The organism is Pseudoalteromonas sp. XI10, assembly GCF_001469895.1.
In the GTDB taxonomy this organism is placed as follows: domain Bacteria; phylum Pseudomonadota; class Gammaproteobacteria; order Enterobacterales; family Alteromonadaceae; genus Pseudoalteromonas.
This window is the reverse complement of the sequence record NZ_LOPY01000037.1, coordinates 39656-59336: the sequence shown is the minus strand read 5'-3', so window position 1 is coordinate 59336 and position 19681 is coordinate 39656. Positions and strand designations below refer to the sequence as shown.

17 protein-coding genes are annotated in these 19681 nt (G+C 40.9%); 4 read left to right on the top strand and 13 right to left on the bottom strand.

The window, feature by feature from the left end:
• Window positions 1-2: 2 nt before the first annotated feature.
• The gene (locus tag AUR67_RS07410) at window positions 3-395 is read right to left on the bottom strand and encodes a hypothetical protein (RefSeq protein WP_058584827.1); all 393 of its coding nucleotides are present in this window, start codon (window positions 393-395) and stop codon (window positions 3-5) included.
• Between the two features lie 52 nt (window positions 396-447).
• Window positions 448-2277, bottom strand: coding sequence for a bifunctional isocitrate dehydrogenase kinase/phosphatase (gene aceK, locus AUR67_RS07405; RefSeq protein ID WP_058584784.1), 1830 nt, complete (start codon window positions 2275-2277; stop codon window positions 448-450).
• A 105-nt stretch (window positions 2278-2382) separates the two neighbouring features.
• On the opposite strand from aceK, the gene AUR67_RS07400 reads away from it, so the two are divergent.
• Together AUR67_RS07400 and AUR67_RS07395 are read left to right on the top strand one after the other, a co-directional pair.
• A complete protein-coding gene (locus tag AUR67_RS07400; protein ID WP_058584783.1) occupies window positions 2383-3330 on the top strand; it encodes a LysR family transcriptional regulator in 948 nt (315 codons plus the stop codon).
• A 111-nt stretch (window positions 3331-3441) separates the two neighbouring features.
• Entirely contained in the window at window positions 3442-3885 is a 444-nt protein-coding gene (locus AUR67_RS07395; RefSeq protein ID WP_058584782.1) for a hypothetical protein, read from the top strand.
• Here the strand turns inward: AUR67_RS07395 and icd are convergent.
• The 6 genes from icd to AUR67_RS07365 all read right to left on the bottom strand — a co-directional run bounded on the left by icd (window position 3882) and on the right by AUR67_RS07365 (window position 14178).
• Entirely contained in the window at window positions 3882-5156 is a 1275-nt protein-coding gene (gene icd, locus AUR67_RS07390) for an NADP-dependent isocitrate dehydrogenase (RefSeq protein ID WP_058584781.1), read from the bottom strand. The two genes, AUR67_RS07395 and icd, sit on opposite strands and share 4 nt — an antisense overlap.
• Window positions 5157-5248: 92 nt before the next feature.
• Window positions 5249-7930: a 7TM diverse intracellular signaling domain-containing protein gene (locus AUR67_RS07385; RefSeq protein ID WP_058584780.1), complete on the bottom strand. Its 2682-nt coding sequence runs from the start codon at window positions 7928-7930 to the stop codon at window positions 5249-5251.
• Window positions 7931-7967: 37 nt separating this feature from the next.
• Entirely contained in the window at window positions 7968-10232 is a 2265-nt protein-coding gene (locus AUR67_RS07380) for a TonB-dependent receptor (protein ID WP_235591808.1), read from the bottom strand.
• 142 nt (window positions 10233-10374) lie between these two features.
• Window positions 10375-12606: an NAD(P)-binding protein gene (locus AUR67_RS07375; RefSeq protein WP_058584779.1), complete on the bottom strand. Its 2232-nt coding sequence runs from the start codon at window positions 12604-12606 to the stop codon at window positions 10375-10377.
• 2 nt (window positions 12607-12608) lie between these two features.
• The gene (locus AUR67_RS07370) at window positions 12609-13556 is read right to left on the bottom strand and encodes an acetoacetate decarboxylase (RefSeq protein WP_152996507.1); all 948 of its coding nucleotides are present in this window, start codon (window positions 13554-13556) and stop codon (window positions 12609-12611) included.
• A gap of 46 nt (window positions 13557-13602) precedes the next feature.
• Window positions 13603-14178, bottom strand: coding sequence for a hypothetical protein (locus tag AUR67_RS07365; RefSeq protein WP_201024580.1), 576 nt, complete (start codon window positions 14176-14178; stop codon window positions 13603-13605).
• A 363-nt stretch (window positions 14179-14541) separates the two neighbouring features.
• Here AUR67_RS07365 and AUR67_RS21270 point away from each other — a divergent pair, with 363 nt between their 5' ends.
• Window positions 14542-14709 (top strand): hypothetical protein, encoded by a 168-nt coding sequence (locus tag AUR67_RS21270; protein ID WP_165381452.1) that lies wholly within the window; start codon window positions 14542-14544, stop codon window positions 14707-14709.
• 112 nt (window positions 14710-14821) lie between these two features.
• A complete protein-coding gene (locus AUR67_RS07355; RefSeq protein ID WP_058584777.1) occupies window positions 14822-15682 on the top strand; it encodes a TIGR02285 family protein in 861 nt (286 codons plus the stop codon).
• A 61-nt stretch (window positions 15683-15743) separates the two neighbouring features.
• Here the strand turns inward: AUR67_RS07355 and AUR67_RS07350 are convergent, their stop codons facing one another.
• From AUR67_RS07350 to AUR67_RS07330, 5 genes are all read right to left on the bottom strand, one after another.
• Window positions 15744-16322, bottom strand: coding sequence for a YceI family protein (locus AUR67_RS07350; RefSeq protein ID WP_054561236.1), 579 nt, complete (start codon window positions 16320-16322; stop codon window positions 15744-15746).
• 1 nt (window position 16323) lies between these two features.
• Window positions 16324-16878 carry a cytochrome b gene (locus AUR67_RS07345; RefSeq protein WP_058584776.1) on the bottom strand — a complete coding sequence of 185 codons (555 nt, stop codon included), beginning with the start codon at window positions 16876-16878 and terminating at the stop codon, window positions 16324-16326.
• A gap of 250 nt (window positions 16879-17128) precedes the next feature.
• Window positions 17129-18163 carry an acyltransferase family protein gene (locus AUR67_RS07340; RefSeq protein WP_058584775.1) on the bottom strand — a complete coding sequence of 345 codons (1035 nt, stop codon included), beginning with the start codon at window positions 18161-18163 and terminating at the stop codon, window positions 17129-17131.
• 102 nt (window positions 18164-18265) lie between these two features.
• Window positions 18266-19117: a GNAT family N-acetyltransferase gene (locus AUR67_RS07335; RefSeq protein ID WP_058584774.1), complete on the bottom strand. Its 852-nt coding sequence runs from the start codon at window positions 19115-19117 to the stop codon at window positions 18266-18268.
• A gap of 167 nt (window positions 19118-19284) precedes the next feature.
• Window positions 19285-19647, bottom strand: coding sequence for a hypothetical protein (locus AUR67_RS07330; protein ID WP_058584773.1), 363 nt, complete (start codon window positions 19645-19647; stop codon window positions 19285-19287).
• Between the last annotated feature and the right edge of the window lie 34 nt (window positions 19648-19681).

Below are 19681 nucleotides of genomic sequence, written 5' to 3'. Positions count from 1 at the left end.
TTCTATTTAATTCGTTGCCAGATCTCAGCTTCGACTAATTTGCCATTTTCATACAAGGTGTGGTGCCACAAGTCACCTTCTATTTTGTAATCAAATGCCATGGTCTTACCAAGTAGTGAAGGTACATTACCATAGGAAAAAGTTTCGATAAATTGCTGGTCTTGCAAAACATATTTGCCGCCACCTGCATAATGAAAGTTGCCTTGCTTTTGGGTGATATAGCTAAAATGACTGGGTGTAATCAGTTTAACAGAGGTTATTTCTGGCGCTTTTGCCGTCACATAGCCGTCATTGGTTGCATATTTGCCTTCAACAAATTGCCAGCTACCTAATAACGGATTGGCGCTTACCATAGACGAAATAAATAAACTCGATAATAACAGTGTGTTTTTCATAGTGCGTTCCTTAGCAATTTTTTCAATAGCATACGCTAACACTATGTTCCTATTAAACTGTTATAGGTTGAGATTTTTTCATTTGAGCTCTTATCGACGAAAAGCGCCAGGACTGCTTATAAGGATAAACATCAAGCAATTGCCCATCGTTTATCGCAGCTTGTAATTGCTGCCACATCGTGGCAGTGAAAATATCTTGATGTGCAGCATTGAAATGCTCAAACGCTCGCTTATTAGCGCTAAAAAATACTTTAAACTGGCTCGGAAATACGTCGTTTTCGGCGATATCAAAGTAGCTTTCGCTGCTTAGCTCATCTAATGAGTCATCGGTTTTTGGCAGCTCTCTAAATTGACACTCTGTCATCGGACAAATTTCATCATAGTCGTAGAACACCACTCTTCCCCAGCGAGTTACACCAAAGTTTTTCATCAGCATATCACCGGGGAAAATATTAGCCCCCGCAAGCTCTTTTATCGCTTTACCGTAATCAACCATTACTTGCTGCAGTTTTCGCTCATCACAGTCGTTGATATACAAATTAAGCGGCGTCATTTTGCGCTCTACATAAACATGGCGCAAAATAAGTGCATTACCCGAGATCACTAAGCTATCGCCAATTTGCTGCTGCATTATTTGTATAAGCTCATCACTAAATCGGCTTAAATCAAACGCTAAATAACGAAATTCGTGGGTATCAACTAGCCGTCCTACTCGGTCGGCTTGTTTAACAAAGTCGTACTTAGCCATTACTTGTTGTTTGGTGGCCGTTTTTGGCGCACTAAATTTATCCTTTATTACCTTGTACACATAATCTGAGCCTGGGGTGGTAAATACCAGCATCACCATGCCCGGCGTACCCGGCGCAAGTGTGTATTTATCGTCAACGGGGCTATTACGGGTGGTATCAACTTTATAACGATAAAACTCGGTTTTCGCGTGTTTGATAAAGCCTATGGCATTAAACAGCTCAAAACGTTGCTTATGAGGCATTAAAACACTGAGGTAATCTACGTAACGGGCGGGTTGGTCAGTGTCGACCATAAAATAAGTACGCGCAAAGCCAAACAACAAGCTGAGTTGATCAGCTCCCATCATCACAGCATCAATGTGAAGACCTTTTTCACTGTTTAATAGCGCAATAGCAAATGGCATGTTATCGCCATTTTTAGCAATACAGCGGCCTATGATGTAGCACGCTTTATTTCTGAAAAACAATGAATTAGCGTATTCAATATAACCGTCGTTGAGTGCAAGCAGCTCATAAACTTGTGGGCACTGTTGTTTCGCTCCAGCAATCAAAGTGCGCTGTAACATGGCCACATCATCAGCAAAGTTAGCGTATTGTGAGCGAAACACATGGCGCTTGATCAAGCTACTAATCGCACTTTCAAAGCCATTTTGCAGGGAAATACGGCTTACTAGTGAATCAAAGGGTCTTGGCCCCAGTTGATAACGTGCTTTTAGTACAAACAAGTGCACATTGCGGATTTTTCGTGAGTCCCAAATTGCACCGAAGGTTGAGTTAAAAAACGTATGAGCAATGGGCTGGTTTTCGTGGCTTTGCACCATTTCTGCGTATATTTGTTTGGCTAATAGCCAAAGCGCTGGGTCGTCTACTTCGCTATAAGCAATAATTTTTACCGCTTGGCTTACTTTTTTTACTTGCCCTTCGTAAACTTGTAATCGCGACTTCATAGCCCCTTGAACTTGATGCCACTGGCGCTGTTCAAAACGACTTTGTGCACCGAGGGTAATATTTAAAAACTCTGCAAACATAGCCTCAAAGCCAGCATACACCGCACGGGCAAGCTTAGTCGCTACGACCTGATTTAATTGTTCGCGGTGTGATTTAACAACCAAATGTGAACTCTGCTGTGGCATTATTTTTATCGCTTATGCTGATTATTTTAGTCGCCTTGTTTACACACAATAGCAAGCGCGCTTTAATTTAGGTAATTAATAAAGATAATAAATAAGATTGATCAAATGAATATTAGGCACGTCGACCTCAACCTATTAGTGTATTTAAATGTCCTCATTGATGAACAAAGTGTGTCTAAAGCCGCTAATAAACTAGCTTTGACTCAACCTGCAATGAGTAATGCCCTAAAGCGTTTACGAGATTTGTTTGATGATCCATTATTAGTGAGAGCCGCTGGCACAATGACGCCAACGGCAAAAGCGCTCAGCCTTAAACCTGAAATAGAATCACTGTTAAAAATGGCTGAGGAAATTACTCAGCCAAGTGAGGTATTCGACCCGAGCACAGCCAATATTACGTTTCGGATCATGGCAAACGACTACCTTGAATCAACCCTTATTGCGCCGTTTATCACCCAGCAGCTAGCAAAAAACCCGGGGCTTAATTTTGATATTTTGAGCCCAAGCGATGTTAACCTTCAAGATATGGAAAAAGGCACCATCGACCTTGCCATTAATCGCTTTAACGGTCTGCCCCGGTCATTTCACCAAGCCAGTGTGTGGCGCGACAATTACTGCTGCTTAACACACCCAGACAACCCTTACTTACAACAGCAAAACCTTGAAGGCTACCTTGCTCAAGAACACATTTGGGTGAATCGGGCTGGTTGGGGCGTAGAAGCGGCAGTAACAAATAAATCAGGAAGCCAAAAACTAGGCTGGGTCGATGAGGCATTATGGCAACTAGAACAAACCCGCAACATTCGCGTATTCACTCGCCATTACATGGTGGCGAGCCTACTTTGCCAATCACCTCAACTCATAGCCACATTACCCCGTCGCCAAGCCATGTTACTCGCAAAACACACTGATTTGGTAATCAGTCCAGTGCCATTTCAAATAGTTCCTATTGAAATAAAAATGTTATGGAGCCCTTTGCTACATCACGCAAACCCGCATCAGTGGCTGCGTAGAGAGCTACTTGCATTTGCCAGCACCGTGGCTGATCGTTAAAAACTGCATAATATTGATAAAATCAATATCAGTTATTGAAAACAACAATTTCATTAATAATGAGTGAAGGGCTAGAGTGAAGTTAAGCACATAAACAAAGAGAAAATGATTATGGAAACTTCAGCGCAATTCACTCAACAGGACGGCCTTTACATCAATGGTCAATTACACTCATTCATCGAGCAGCAGCTTTGTAAAAAAAGCAATTTAGCCTGCGATGAGATTTACCAAACACTGGCAACAATGGTTGATGAGTTTGGTTGCCAATGCCGTAAAACCAAACATCAAGATGATGATGTTTTACAAGCAGAGACACTGTTAAAAGCGTATAGCACAGTACGTACTCACCCACATTGTCATGTTGATGCACAAACAACAACTGCAGTGTTAGATGAATACTGCTGCCAAGTACCAGCTATTTTAGTGGTTGCGTTAATGGATACATTAACAGGCATGACAAGCAACGAACCAGGTGCAGAGCACATTTACCAACGTGCAGCACAGTTAACAGGTAAACCATGTGTCTACGCAGTTAAAAGCGCCAATGCCGCTTAATATGGTTCATTATTTGAGTTACTTATTCGCGCGATGATGCTTGTTGCAAAATCACTGCAACTAAGCATCGTCGCATCGGCTACTAGGTTAGCCAAATCAAACGTCATTTCATTTGCGCTAAGCGTCTGCGCTAGGGCTTTTTCTATTTTATTCGCCGCTTCGTGCCAGCCCATAAAACGTAGCATCATAACCGCACTTAAAATACTGCTTGTTGGATTTGCACTGTCTTCCCCGGCAATGCGATTAAATGTGCCATGAGTCGGTTCAAAAAAGGCCACTTCATTATTTAAGTTTGCCGCAGGCATAATACCTACCCCACCAACTTGTGCGGTTAGCATATCAGCTAAGTAATCACCGTTTTGATTGGTTGTTACCACTACATCAAATTGCTCTGGGGTGAGCAGAGCTTGTTGTAGCATATTATCGGCAATGACTTCCTTGATAATTAAATCATCTTGCTCGTCACGTTTGATCACTAACCAACGACCATTTTCATGCGCTATAGCGTTAAACTCTTGCTCAGCTAGGGCAAATGCCCAACGTTTAAAGGCGCCATCGGTAAATTTAAGTACATTGCCTTTGTGCACCACCGTCAGTGATTCACTGTGCTCTTTGAGGGCAAAGTTTAGGGCGTAACGCATTAGTCGCTCTGCTGCCTCTTTCGAGCTATTTTTTATGCCAATGCCGCATTGGTTATCAAAGCGAAGTCGGGTGACACCCATTTCTTGACACAGAAAATCAAGCATACGCTCGTTATCGATACTGCCAGCCTGCCACTCAATGCCTGAGTAAACGTCTTCAGAGCTGTCGCGTATTACTGTGATTTGAGTTTTTTCAGGCTCTTTTAAGGGGGATGGTAAATGCGGATAACTGCGAATGGGCCGCATGTTAACAAATAAATCCATCTCATGACGAAGAGCCACATTTAAAGAGCGAAAACCACCGCCAAGGGGGGTTGTTAGCGGCCCTTTTATGGCAATTTTATACTGCCTAACCGCATGCAGGGTTTCTTGCGGGAACCAGTCGCCATCGTAAAGCGCAGCTGCTTTTTCGCCATTGAACACTTCCATCCAATGTATTTGTTTATCGCCTTGATAAGCCTGATTCACTGCAGCATCAACAATATCTCGCATCACCGGGCTGATATCTTGACCAACACCATCGCCTTCAATGTAAGCAATAACCGGGTTATCAGGAATATGCCATTGACCCTTACTATCGATAGTAATTTGCGCGCCATTCGAGGGTACTGAAATGTGTTGATACTGCATCATGCCTTCCCAGCAAGGTGTTTTAATAATATTAATATCAAGAAATAGCTAATTTGTCTGTGCTTACAAAGAAATAGCCGCTATTCAAGCAATCAATGCGTTACCTTGGTTATCTCGTCTTGCATGGCACAAAATAAGGAGGCAATAAGCTGCGTATCGAGCGTGACGGTATCTTTTTTAAGCGCAGCATCAACGGCAACCGCTTTAACATAAAGCGTTTCACATTCGAACATGTTCGCAGCGCCTTTAAGCATATGAACGTTTCTGCTTAAGCCATCAATGTCCATATTTTTGTATTGCTCGCGCATTTCTCTATATTGTTCTTCAAGACCTTTTATGTAGTCATCTTTAAGCGCCTGAAATTCTTTTTCAGGTAACTTGATATCGGCTAACTCATCGCAATCTAAGTAACTGGCAATTTTATGGCTAAACGCGTTTCTATCAATTGGTTTGGCGATTAAATCATTGAAGCCTTGCTTCATATAACGGGCAATTTCATGCTTCATCGTATTCGCTGTCAGTGCAATGATTGGCGCACTCACTCCCGTTGCTTGCATCATTTTTAATGCTTCTTGACCGTCCATAATCGGCATTTGAATATCGAGTAAAATAAGATCAAAGCTATCTTCGAGGGTTGCTTGCACTGCGTCTTTACCATTTTCAACGGTGGTCACAGTCAGCCCCATACGCTCTAATATTCGCGCAATTAAACGTCGGTTGTCTGGGTGGTCTTCGGCAAGTAATACCCTGCCCTTTAAGTTCTCTGGTGCATCAAGCTTACTAAACGGTGAGGTTTCAACAAGCTTCACTTCGCTCATGTCATTGAGCCAACGAGTGTTGTCTGTGGTGTACACCGACATAGTTAGAATAAATTCACTGCCAGAACCGACATTACTTTTAACACTGATATCCCCATCCAATTTCTGCGCAAGGCTCTTTGAAATATTAAGGCCAAGACCCGTGCCACCATATTGCCTAGAAATACTTGAATCCGCTTGATAAAAGGCACTAAACAAGGCTTGTTGCTCTTTATCTGTCATGCCAATACCGGTGTCTTTTACGCTTATCGACAACTTATTGTTATAACAGCTTACCGTTAAAGTGATACGCCCCACTTGAGTGAACTTAAGGGCATTGGTTGTTAAGTTTAATAAGATTTGCCTTAAACGACTCGGATCAGTAATTAGGTAGTCTGGCAACGGGAACTGATAGTCAACACTGAACTTTAAGCCCTTATCACGGATTTGCTTGCCAATAAGTGACTCAATATTGGCAATCGTGGCAAACAAGTCTGTTTCGACTAAATCTATTTCTAGCTTGTTGGCTTCAATCTTCGACATATCGAGTATATCGTTTATTAATCCAAGAACATGGCGGCTATTTTGCAAAATAACCCCAATGCCATGGTTGCGCTCATGAGGCTTAATATCGCCGAGCATAATGCCATCTGCATAGCCAATGATTGATGTCATTGGGGTACGAATTTCATGACTGATATTCGCTAAAAAGCGGCTTTTAGCTTCATTCGCATCGCGAAGCTCAGAGGCAAGCTCTTCAAGCTCCAAGGTTCTTAAATGTACTTTTTCTTCTAGGTTTTTATTGAGCTCTACGTTGTCATCGTGAAGCAGCCTAAACTTATCGGCCACAGCAAACGCCAGCAACATGGCGTCCATGGCTGTGCCTATCAACCCCAATAAATATAAATTAATGGAAGTAGCAGGCAGCAAGCCTAAATTAGTTAAATTACCCACCATATTTGGTAGCATCATGGCAATGTAAGCCAGCACAAAATAGCGTGCAGGCTTAAAGCCAATGAGCATACAGCGAATACCTATGTATAAGCCTAAACATAAAGCAACACCCGTTACTAACGTTGACCAATAAAAACCAAAGCTTGGCCATAAAATACAAAACGGAATACCTAAAGTGGCGATCACACCCACCGTCAGTGATAATTGCGCCAGTTTCGGAAATGTTTCTTTGAGTTTAAGTAAGTTGTTGTAAAACAGAATATTGGTTAATGGTGTGAGGGCAAAGCCGAGCCAGTGAAGATGGGGATTATAGTAACCAAAAAGCTGATCAGAAATATGGAAAAAATGGCTCCAAGCAAACACCCAGGATGCAGTAAATAATGCGTAATACAGGTGTGTAACATCACGGGAAACCAAGTAAATTAATAAATTATATAAACCAAGTGCAATGCCCACCCCAAAGCACAGCATCATGATCACATTTTCGATGGTTATGTTCTGAAAATAATCTTGATATGGCGTTAACACCAGCTTTGCGGGAGTATAAAAGTAGTCACTCTCAAAATAAGTGATTAGCGTGTAGCGCTTACCTTTTTCAAGAGATAAGCGATTACCATAGTGAAAAGCAAATTGGTTAGGCTCGACCCCGCCGGTTACAAAGTGCTGTATCGGGGCTGTTGGATCAGTTATATCGTAAATGCGGCTTTCTATTTTCGAAACCAGGGTGTTATACGGGTAGAGCACTAAATCTTCGATATCACTTAGATTTTCAATTTCAACAATTAACCAATAGCTACCGCCGACAGAGCTTATTCTAGATTGTGGTTTTTTGCTGTCTCGCCAAGCATCAATCGCAGCCACAGATTGCGGAAACATATTATCATTTGCTGTAAACACTTCACCGACATCATGAAGGTTTTGATAAGCTACAGCATCAGTGTAGACAAACGTATCTTGTGCATTAGCCGAAACACTTAATAAAACCACAAACAGCAGAGTGCTAAAATACAGCTTTAACCGCATTCACAAAACCCCTGTACCATCGTGGAGTTGGCAACGACTAGAATTGCATTGAAACATCAAAGCCATAGCGACGCCCTTCCCCTTTAAAGTCTTCAAGCATGCCTAAGAACGAGCTTAAATCGAACTTTAACTGACTGTATTCAGTATCAAATAAATTTTTGCCCCATAAAGTAAATGACCAATTATCAACATCATATTTTAGATGCGCATTAACAATGCTAAAGCCATCTTGGCGGGCATAAGGGTTCATGTTCTGATCGAAATAAAACTCAGACTGATAATCATAAATAATGTTGGCCGATAACGGATACGACGCCAAGCTGGTATCGTATTTTAATCCCGCAGATACATTCCATTTAGAGGTAAATGGCAGTTGGTTATCGGTAATACTGTTGCCAAGTGGGTCAACGTATTCTTCAAACTCAGCATGAGGGATATAGCCAACTGAAAGTAGCATGGCTAATTGTTTAGTTGCTTGGTAATTAATTTCAGTTTCAAGGCCATAAACAGTTGAATCAGCTACATTTTCAAGTAACTGCACAGGTGGCATTTGCGGTGTTTCTGACGCTTGATTCATAAACACCTGCTGGTCGTTGTAGTCATAGTAAAACGCCGCCCAATTCATTCTAAGTTGCTTGCCAGGCCAGAACGACTTTAAGCCAACTTCATGGGCATTTAAGCGCTCTTTACCGTAGTTTGCTAAGATTGCTTGCTCTTCAGATGACAAAAAGCCGCCGTTGTAGCCACCACTTTTACTACCATTAGCAAAACGATAATAAAGATTGCTTGCATCTGAATAGCGGTAATTAACGGCAAATTGACCAGTAAAGCCATTGTCTGATTGCTCATCGGTAACGCGATAAAATGGTACAAGCACTCCGTCTAAGTCATTCACATCAACCACCGCATTTAACTTGGCGATTGAGTCATATTCAAGTGACTCATAGTCATATCTAAGACCGGCTGTGATCATCCACCTATCTGCGACAGGCACTTCAATTTGGCTAAATACAGCCAAATTTTGCATCTTGATTTCGTTATCGTAAATAAAGGTCGCGGTTAAGTTTGTAGGTAAAATGCCACGTAAATCGCGCAAAATATCATTTAGATTATCTTGCTCAATTGTCTCATCGGCAAAATAAACACCACTGGTGAGTGTGTAATCAGCAAATTCGTTTAATAACCTGAATTCTTGGCTGAATAATTGGGTATCTAACCCTAATACTCCTTCGCACAAACGAGCTGGCGAGCCATCGCAGTTAAAAGCGTGGCTTCTTTCTAAATCGTTAAAGCTCGAAAGTGAGGTAAATGTACTTTGCTCGTTAAAATGCCAATTCAGTTCGGCGATAAAACCGTAGCCATCAGATTTATGAGGTGAGTCGTTATTGACGCTCACAGCAAAGAAGTCATCACTGCCATCATTAAAACCAAAGTTATCAAAACAGCGTGTTGAGCCCGCATCTGCTGGTGAACACAGCTCACCCGTTAAAGGGTTCGCGACAATACCAATACTACCAACTGGCTGGGCAATACCATCCCAATCTTCAATATGCGCTTGCAGGTAAAGATCAACATCATCCCACTCGGACAAAAAAGACACACGGGCATTTTTTTGCTCCATGCCTGCTGTTGGTGAGTCTGCAAAAGTATTTTTTGTTGAATATTCGTAGTCTTGATAGTTAACAGCAATACGCATTGCGCTAGAATCTGAGAGTTGCTGGTTCCACATACCATCGACGCTGGTGGCGTTGTTATTGGCAGCACCTAATGTTAGCGAGCCATAGCTATCAAACTCAGGGCGATTTGAGCGTATAAGTATTGCACCACCGGTAGAATTACGACCAAACAAGGTACCCTGCGGGCCGCGTAAAATATCGAGCTGCTCAATATCGTACAAGTTAACAATTTGATTATTGGCAGACCCCACCGCAACGCCATCAATATACATGGCAACAGGTGAGGTATTCGCCGTATTATAATCAAGTAACCCCACCCCACGGATACTCACAGCCGGAGGCGTCCCTTCTGCGGCGTTTTGGGTGATTTTAACGTTTGGCGCAAACAAACCAATTTCAGTTGAATCTTTAAAATGCTGAGCTTTTAAAATTTCGCCATTCACTTGGCTTACAGCCACACTAACGTCTTCAATTGCTTGCGGACGCTTTTGTGCATAAACGCTAATAACTTCCATGTCTTTTTCAGTCTCAGCTCCTTGTGCAACAGCGCTTGCCATTACACATGCCGCCAAGCTTGAGCTCGACAACATCATAAACTTTGGATCTTTAAGAAAAGGACGCTTCATTGGCTTTTAGACCTTAAAAGAGGGAAACTTGTTAAATTGTTGTAATTTAGTGGTAAGTATAGACCAAACAATAGATTAAAGTCGCATATAAATCATGAAAATTCATGACTTATACGCATACTTATTTACAACTATGCTCACACTAACCTTTTTCGAATGCATGCTCTCCGCTGATTTCGTTTGGCCAACCACATAGTGCCCGTGCTGTTTGCATACCGGCCATGACAGCAGCCTCAACGCAGCCCGCATTAACCCCTGTTTTTATCCAGTCACCAGTAATGCGCAAATTAACAAACTGACTGCCATCTGTAGCCAAGCGGTATTTACTCGAATCAACCACAGATAGGACATAGCGCTCACTGGGATCGACATTAACGCGCCAATATTGCTGCTCTAGTACAGGTAAAATGCTATGCGGATCACTGTAAAAAACCTGCCAATCAAACTTGTTATCAGTATAGGCTTCAGGCCAAAGTGGCCGCATATCTGAGCTAAACAAATTATGCATATTCAATTTTACTTCGGCTTTCATTTGCTCTGGGAATTGATGTGCACTGGCAGGAGGGTAGTTTTCGCAGCTAAACGCACTGCAAAAATAGGCAACATTAATTGGTGAGTTGTCACTTGGCCAATCTTCTTTATCGAGCAAGTTGCCCATTGCGGCCCAAGTATCAAACGGCTCGACAAAGCCACTTAAAATAGGCCCTTCATGAGCAGCGTTAGTTTGTGTAAAGCCAAGTTGTGCGTCGGTTTTATTCAACCATACTTGGCAAGCCTGAGTCGCCACACTTTGCACTTTTGTTGCTTGTTGAGAAAGCGCGTAATCTACAGCTAAAAGTTCAGAGGCTACATGTTCAAGTGAGGCAACCGAGACACCTAAAATCAGTGTATCAAAATCAATACCATGGCGAAGCGTCACTGTTGGCAATGGGGTGCTAAAGTGTTCTTGATACACCTCTGGCCAATTACTCCAAAATGACTCTAAATTGATTTGATATTCTTGCAATAAGTGCGCTTGTTCTGGGCTGATTTGCTCATACAGGGGTTCACTTGGCCAGCATGGCAGCTGTTTTACATCAATGAGCGGTTGATAATCTTGGCCAACTAAACTCACCTGTTTGCAAAGCTCAATCTCACTTACCTGCGGCTCACCTTGGGCTGTTTGCCCAGCAGATAAGTTAGTTAACTGATGGAAAAACTTAAACTTAACGCCGCGCTGCTTTAAAAGTTCATAAATTGGTCCGAAAATGACATCGCCCATGCCTGCTTGCATTTTCCACATTACGCCGCCTTTATAGCAAAGCCCTATACGTAACATAGCAAGGGCGGCAACGCCGGCTTCAACATTGGGTTTACTAAAGTCACCTTTAGGGTAAGCAAACACCAAATCATAAAAGCCACGTACTGGCGCTGAATCGACACTGTAAGTTTTATTCGCACCATTTTTTTCGAGCCATTGACGAAAATCGTAGCAATTAATGACACCAAAACCGTCGCGGTATACTTTGTCTTTAATCAGTCCTGTAAGCATTGCAATCGCAAGATCGGCACAAATATAAAGTCTGCGCAGCTCTGGGTTGTCATCTAGTAGATCAATAACTTGGTCTTTAAACCAGCGTTTTAACTTTCTGACGATATACCAAATAACCAGCCGATCGGCCTGTTTATCTGTATGGGTGGCCTGCTTTTCGGTGAACTGCAGCAAATGAGTTATCAATGTTCGTGGGTTTGAAGCAATTTCTGCCGCACCTGCTTCAATATCATCAATAAACTGCTTTGCGCCATTTAAATGGGTATCAATGTCTGCTTTGATCTCTTGATACATATGTTTGAGTAACGATTGATCCCGTGATTTTTTAGTCACTAAAGTGGTTTTAGCATCTTGCTGCTGACAAACATGCTCAATGCCTTCGGTCCATTTTTTTAGCCATGCTAATGTCATGGTGACAAAGTCCCACACTGTTATATCCAGGCTGCCATCAGCGGGGTTGCCTTCTACGGTAGGAAAATCAATTGGCCAAGTTTGCCATTCGTTATCAATAAACTCTTGTAAGGCAATAAAACTGTGTGGTTTAAATGCCTGCTGCCAAGTAGCCAATGAACAACTAGCAGGTCGGTTGAGTGAGTTATACACCCCTTCTAAGGTGCGAAAGCTATTTACATAGGCGCCAAACCAAACATGTAAACCATGCTCTTCGATTCGCTGTCCAAAATGGGCGTTTCGGCCACTCGCCCCTTTACCGCCAAGGCGCCAACCCTGTTGATAAACGGTAATTTCGCGCTGGCTTTGCCAATTAGCTTGCTCGGTTAAATACACTGCCGCAGTCATCGCTGCAACACCGCCACCGACAATGGTGATTTTTTCTTTTTCCATGGTTACCCCTGTGCTGGTAACAGTTGTGTTGCGCCAAGCTGGTCAAAGTCCATATTGACGTAAAAAGGTAAATGAACCGCTTGTTTGCCAAGTGCAATGCCAAACATGTCATTTAGAGGAAAGCTCGCAAGAGCTTTTACATCCAAGCTAAAATCATTGTGTAAAAGTTTTAATTGATGAATTTTTTTGATTAGCGATGGTGAGTGAACCACGCTTTGATAAACGGCTTTATCTCCTTGGCCATCGGGAAATTGTTTAAACAAAATCTGATCCATCTGTGGATGAATAAACCCGTCTAATAATTGTTTAAGAAGCGATAAATCAATGCCATTAATTTGTGCATCAAACAAATCTGTAACGTGTTTAGAAAATTGCGATAAGTTATCGAGTAAGTTTTCCTTGGTACTTGCCTGTGTTTGCTCAATGGTTAATAGCTCATGCATCGCTAATTTAGAATCTGGGTTAAACACATCAAAACATTCTAAAGAAATACTAAAGGCGCCAGCATCACTCACAGCAGTTGGCATTTGGTATTCACAGAGGTATTTGTTATAGCCCCAAGCTTCTCGGCCATTAATTAAGGCATAAATGTTATTAACACTAATAAATGCCGGATACCAATATAAATGGCTAATATCACCATCTTGCATTTTTGCTACCGGCAGCCAAATAATAATATCGGTTTCTTGCATCCAGCCATGCTCTGAAAACGGTGGCGTTAATGAAGAAATTTTTTCGATATCAGTGAAGGTAAGTAAACAAGTACTCCCTAACACATTAAACGAGGTTGATTCGGTTGCTAGCAGGTTTAAAGTTGCATCAACATACTGCTGCATTTTTTGCTCGCAGCCAGACACAAAAAAACCATACATTTGCGCGTTGATCATTCGACAAGGTGGTTTAGCAACCGGGTTAGATAAGAAGTGGCTGTAATTTGTTTGGTCCGTCATAGTCATTACTTATATTGTTGTTTAGTAATGACTATAGACCAGTTTTTTAATCGTTGGGGACAAGTTCTGAGTTACAACACTCTTTTAATAGCTGTTCGGTAAATTGCTGATAACCGAGCTGATTAAAATTCTCAGATAGCGGGTTCATAAACCCATGACCATAGTCGGCTATTTCACAGCTAACCTTGGCTTTACTTTTTAATGAAGCAATCACTGGCTTAATATCAAAATGCTCTTCACTGTGAGGAAAAATAAATCGACAAGGAACGTTAGCCTCAAGCTCAAGGTTATGTCTAACTTGTGATGGATAAAAGGCAATGATTTTTTTAATGAACGAATTTTTTAATTCTGCTTGGGCACGCCACACGGCGGCAGCGCCTGCACTAAATGCAATAATCGTGGTTGGCTGACGAATAGTAGCCATTTTTAAATGCACAAGCTCAAAATAACTGTCATGGCCGCATTGAGTCATAAAATGTTGATATTGAAACTGCTCATTTATGGGGAGCTGAATTTCCCCCATGTAAGGGTCACAAAGACTCACTTTACCGCGAAGCTGCTGAGCAAGCAGCGATAAATGCGCTGTTTTACCGAATATATCTGATACCAAAAGGTAATTCATAAGCATACTTCTTATTGTTATTTTGTGCCTAATCAGAATACGCCTGTTTCTGTTAAACATCCAGAGATTATTTTTGATGTTTAAAAAATAAACCTTGCGCTTAATTGATTCTTACAGTACTCTGATTGTCTGGTTTTTAGAAACCACGCGGTTAACCCCTTACGTTGATCCAGTAATTCCCGCATATTCGTATAAATACTTGCAGCTTGTTCGCTAAATGACATTTTGATGAATTTTCAAATCATCACCAAACTGTCACAAACTTAGTCGACACTGTTAGCAAGACAACAAATGTCGGTCTGTATTTTTTAAATGCCTATTAAAGCTCTACAGACACAGACAAAAGAAAAAGTGAGTTTTATTATGTCATATAAATACAACGGATCTTTGATCCAGATCGCACATCCAGTGCAATCAATCTCGGTAAATAAACAGCGTGTAATTTTTAGTGACACGCAGGGCTTAAAAAATGCCATCTTCCAAAAGGCTAGTGATGCACGCCAATTTGTGAAGTGGTTAAAAGCCAACTAAACCCTACCGATAAACGCCAGCCAACAAGCTGGCGTTTTAGTTTTCACCACCAGCCAGCATAAGCCTATATTCCTGCTACACTTATATTTTAGTTCCTAAATAGGTAGTAACTATGCGTAGTGTGTGGTCTATTTTACTATTACTTTTTTGCTTGCCAGCTTATGCAAATAAGCAACCTAAAGCCATTGAGTGGATCATGGTTGATTTTGCCCCCTACTACATCATGCATGACAAATATGAAGGCACAGGTCGTGATGAAAGTGTGATCAAATTATTAGAAAAAGCACTGCCCGAGGTTTCATTTAAACGCACTTTGTTGCCAGCCAGTCGTGCTGTGCATGAACTATCAAACCCACAAAATAATTACTGTATGCTGTCGTTATATCAAAGCGAGCACCGCAAACAGCATATTCAGTTTACTGAACATTCATCAACTGTAGGTTTGTCGCCGTCTATTGCAATACGTAAAGAGTTAGCAACAAAACTTAAGCTAGACTCAACAAAACCTGTGTCACTAAAATCATTATTAGCCGAAAACCTTGCTTTAGGGGTCTCTATGAGTCGCTCTTTTGGAGAAAATATCGACAAAGTGATTAACGAAAGTCATGACGCTAATATTATCTCACGTCCCGGCAGAGACACCCTCGCAAGTCTAACTTATATGCTACAAAAAAAGCGTATTGATATATTACTTGGCTACCCTAGCGAACATTATTACTTGGCTCATTCCATGGGCTTTGAAGATGACTTAACTCAACTATCACTTACTGAAGCACCAGCGTTAAGCATTGGCTATATAGGCTGCACTAAAAACAAACAAGGTGAAGTAACGGTAAAATTATTAGATGAAGCTCTTGAGAAAATCGCTCATACAGATGCATTTCATGATGTGTTAGTTCGCTGGCTACCGGATAATTTGCAGCCCATTTTAGAAAAGAGATTAAAAGATAGAAACGAAAGTGCCGCTCATTAAGCGGCACTTTTAATTTACCAATCCACATAGTTATGCGAATTGGCGGTCGTATTAACGGTGCTTACTTACGTACACCTTCAATGAATAAACCAATATCAACATGCGTTGAAGCCGGACCAAGATTGTAGTCAATACCATAGTCAGTTAATTTAAGACTTGTTTCGCCTTCAAAACCAACACGGTAACCGCCCCACGGATCTTTACCTTCACCAATTTTGTCAATTTCAAAAGTAATGGTTTTAGTTACACCATTTAAGGTAAATTCACCAGTAACATCTGCTTCATCACCGTCTTCATCAAACTTGATTGAGGTACTTTTAAATGTTGCAGTTGGGTATTTATCAACATTTAAGAAGTCTTTACCGCGTAAGTGCTTGTCACGCTCAGCATGGTTTGAGTCAATGCTTTTAGTATCAATCGTTACATTGATTTTAGATGCATTAGGCGCTTTATCGTCATAGCTAAAATCACCTGAGAAAGTATTAAAACGACCATGTAACCAGCTGTAGCCTAAGTGTTTAATTTTAAAAGTAACAAATGCGTGGGCACCGTCTGTATCAATAACGTAGTCAGCTGCATTTGCGTTTGCTGTTGAGAAAAGTGCAGCACTTAGTGCTGTGCCTAATAGTAATTTTTTCATATTAATCATCCTTCAATGGTTTGATCATTCTAATTAAGGTTTTATCTTTATCGATAAAATGATGTTTTAGTGCCCCTAAAGCATGTAAAACAACCACAGCTATTAGCCCATACGCGGCATAAAAGTGAATTTTACCTGCAATATCTTCTTGGTTCGCGACCGACTCTGGTAATGCCGGTACAGCAAATAAATTAAATACTTCAATTGCACGGCCATCAGCCGTAGAGATTAAATAGCCAGATGTCACAATGACGATTAAAGCTAAATAAATTAGTTTGTGGACTGAGTGTGCAACTCGATTCATTGCTTTTGAACTGCTTGCAACAGGCTCAGGTTGGGTTCCTAAAAGGCGCCAACCAAAACGAAACAACAATAATGCTGCTAAGGTAATACCTACGCTTTTATGTAAGTCCATAGAGCCTTTATACCAAGCGTCGTAATAGGTTAGTTCAACCATATACACGCCTAAGCCAAACAAACCAAACACCCCAAGTGCCATTAACCAGTGCAATAGGATGGCAACCCAGCCATAACTTGACTTTGAATTCTTTAACATACTCATTTCCCATGAGAATTACGAAACTAAGTACAGCTTAGCTTAGGATTTATATAATGAAAATAGCGTAAAACGAACAGCTTCTGTGCGTATACGCACATCTTAGGGGAAAGGGGAAAGGAGAAAGTTGTAAGGGGAAAGGGGAAAAGAAAAAGACAGAAGGTGCTAGGTGCTAGGTGCTAGCAGGTGATGGAGAGCTTATTACCGCAACATTAAAATTGTATCTTCAGTAAAAACGAATGTAGTTCCGCTAAGCTGGGCTGGTGGCTGAATTTGGCTGATTAGATACTTTTCTGCGAATTAAATTTGCTACTGGCTTTTCAAAAAATTGATATGAAATTGCTGCTGCAATGACACTCAGCAGCAGAGATAGCAAGAGTTTTAGCTCAATTGACACGTCTAATTGGTTCACTTTTGCGATTATTGGCATGTGAAGCAAGTAAAGCGAGTACGATATCTTACCGATAAAATCACCAAATCGATTAGCAAGCAATATATTATTGTCTGGGACGAGGAATACAACACAAAAGAAAACAGAGCTCATTACAAGCAGAACTTCATAACTCAACCACATTCTTACCTTATCAGCAGTGTTTATGGGAGAAAATGCTGGGTACAGCAAAGGAATAAAACCAAGCGTTAATACAAACCAATGTTTTCGCAAGTAATATGGAATAGTTAATGAACGATAGTTCATGCCCAACATAACCCCGACAAAAAAGAAGGGTAATGTCCTCAATACACTAAACAGACTGTATGGAACACCATTTATATCACCATAAATACGTGGATAATTTGTAAAGAACAACAATAGCATTACAGCTAAAATTGAAAGATAAATATACCCTGTTCTATTTTTCGACATTGCCCAAAAAAGTGTAAATATAAAATAAAAGTGTATTTCTGGCGGTATTGACCACAGTACACTTTCGCCATAAATAAACAGTAAATGGGCTATTAAGGTCTCGGTATCAGGAATGTTATAAAGAACAGAACTACCATTATTCGATAACAAGTAAGAGGCAAGAACAACCACTAAATACAGAGGAATAACTCTAGCAAAGCGAGCAGAAAAATAGCGGACAATATTATCTTTGTTAAAGCCTTTTTCTATATATAGATAAGACATCAAAAAGCCACTAAGAAGAAAGAAAAGCATCACCCCATAAGCCCCTGAGCCCCCTCCTAACACTCCACCAAGCCAATTAGTTATGTCGCTAAAATGAGTGAAAAAGACAATGAGCGCAGCTAAAGCTCGCAGTGAGTTCAGTTTTCTAATTTCCAAAATACGTCCTTGGATGAATGTGAGGCTTATTTCAACAAGCCCTTACTAGCGTTTAATCGAGCTTTGAATATCTCGTGAAATTGAATAGCTATAAAATTTAACTCAGCCAATTTCAAAAGAAGTCACACCGAAAATACGGTTTAATGGCAAGCTCGGACATTCGCCGGTATACATTCTGGCGGTTTCGAACGACACCTGCATGTTGTACTTCTGTGCTAAAGCAACAGCAGCTTGGTTGATTTCTGGCGTATCAAGGAAAATAGCTTCAGATGCACTCACTTTAGATTTTAAAGCGAGGAACAAAGATTCAGCTAATTCTGGTGAGTCGGCAAATAAAGGGCCAATTTTAAAGCCATTCTGGCATTTGCGAATTACCCCGTACCCTGCCAATTCCCCATTGCTCATTACGCCCAAAGCGTCGCTCTGGGGTTGGTTTAACCATGCTTTAGTAAAGTTTGCTCTATTTACTGGGAAAAAAGCCTGTTCGTATGCGTCAATAATTTCGAATGGCACGGCATTAAGATCAACAATATCTGAATTTTGTGGTGAACTACCACCACCTACTCCTGCAAAACGGATATTGCGATAGGCCAGATTAAAACCAGACTTTTTATAGTTTTCTTGCTGTTCCACCACACCATCAAGGCCAATATTCAACCCTTTAAGGCGCTTTAACGCAGCATTCCAAATTTGTATTCCGTAACCTTTACCACGGTAATCAGGTTTAACAATGTAAAAGCCGATAAAGCCAAATGCATCGTGATAATTAATGGCAGAAATTGTAGCGATAGGCTCATCGCCAAGAAAACCAACAAGAAATCCTTCAGGATCAGCTGCAAAGTAACACTCTGCATCATTAAGGCCTGGATTCCAACCTTCTGCTGCCGCCCAATCAATCATGAGTTCGACTTCCTTTTTGGTCATGGTTTTGATTGTAAAGTGTTTACTCTGCATCTGGTTTCCTTAAAAATTTGAATATGGCTGAAACTTAAAGCTATTTGTAAATGATGCTACTTAGAGCATGCCTATTTTTACAAGTGCATACCTAAATATAGACGGCTAACTAATTGGAGCACACTAAAGTTAGCCGCTATAAGAAACTATAAAAGATGCTATTACAATTATATTTTACTTGCTGTTATTTCAATCTTATACACTTCAACACCCTCAGTCCCAACCTCAATCGTTGCAGGTTCATTAAGGTTTACCATTAACTTAGGTTCTTGAAATTTATTGTAAGAGCCATTTTCAAATTTATAGAGTGCTGATGTTAGTGTCACAGTTTGCTCGTTCAACGTAGGGGTTACATCAAATTTAAGAATATCATCTGCAGTCACTGTTTGAGTTTTGTCTTCTTCAGTTTTAACAGCGTGCGTTTTTACAAGTTGATTATTCAAATAAAGGTTAAGGTCTAATTGCAAGCTTTCTGCAGCTGAGGCTCCAAATGCCGCGAGAGATAACAGTACCATTCCTAACTTTTTCATTATATTTTCCTTAATAGTAGGCTTACCCCAAAAT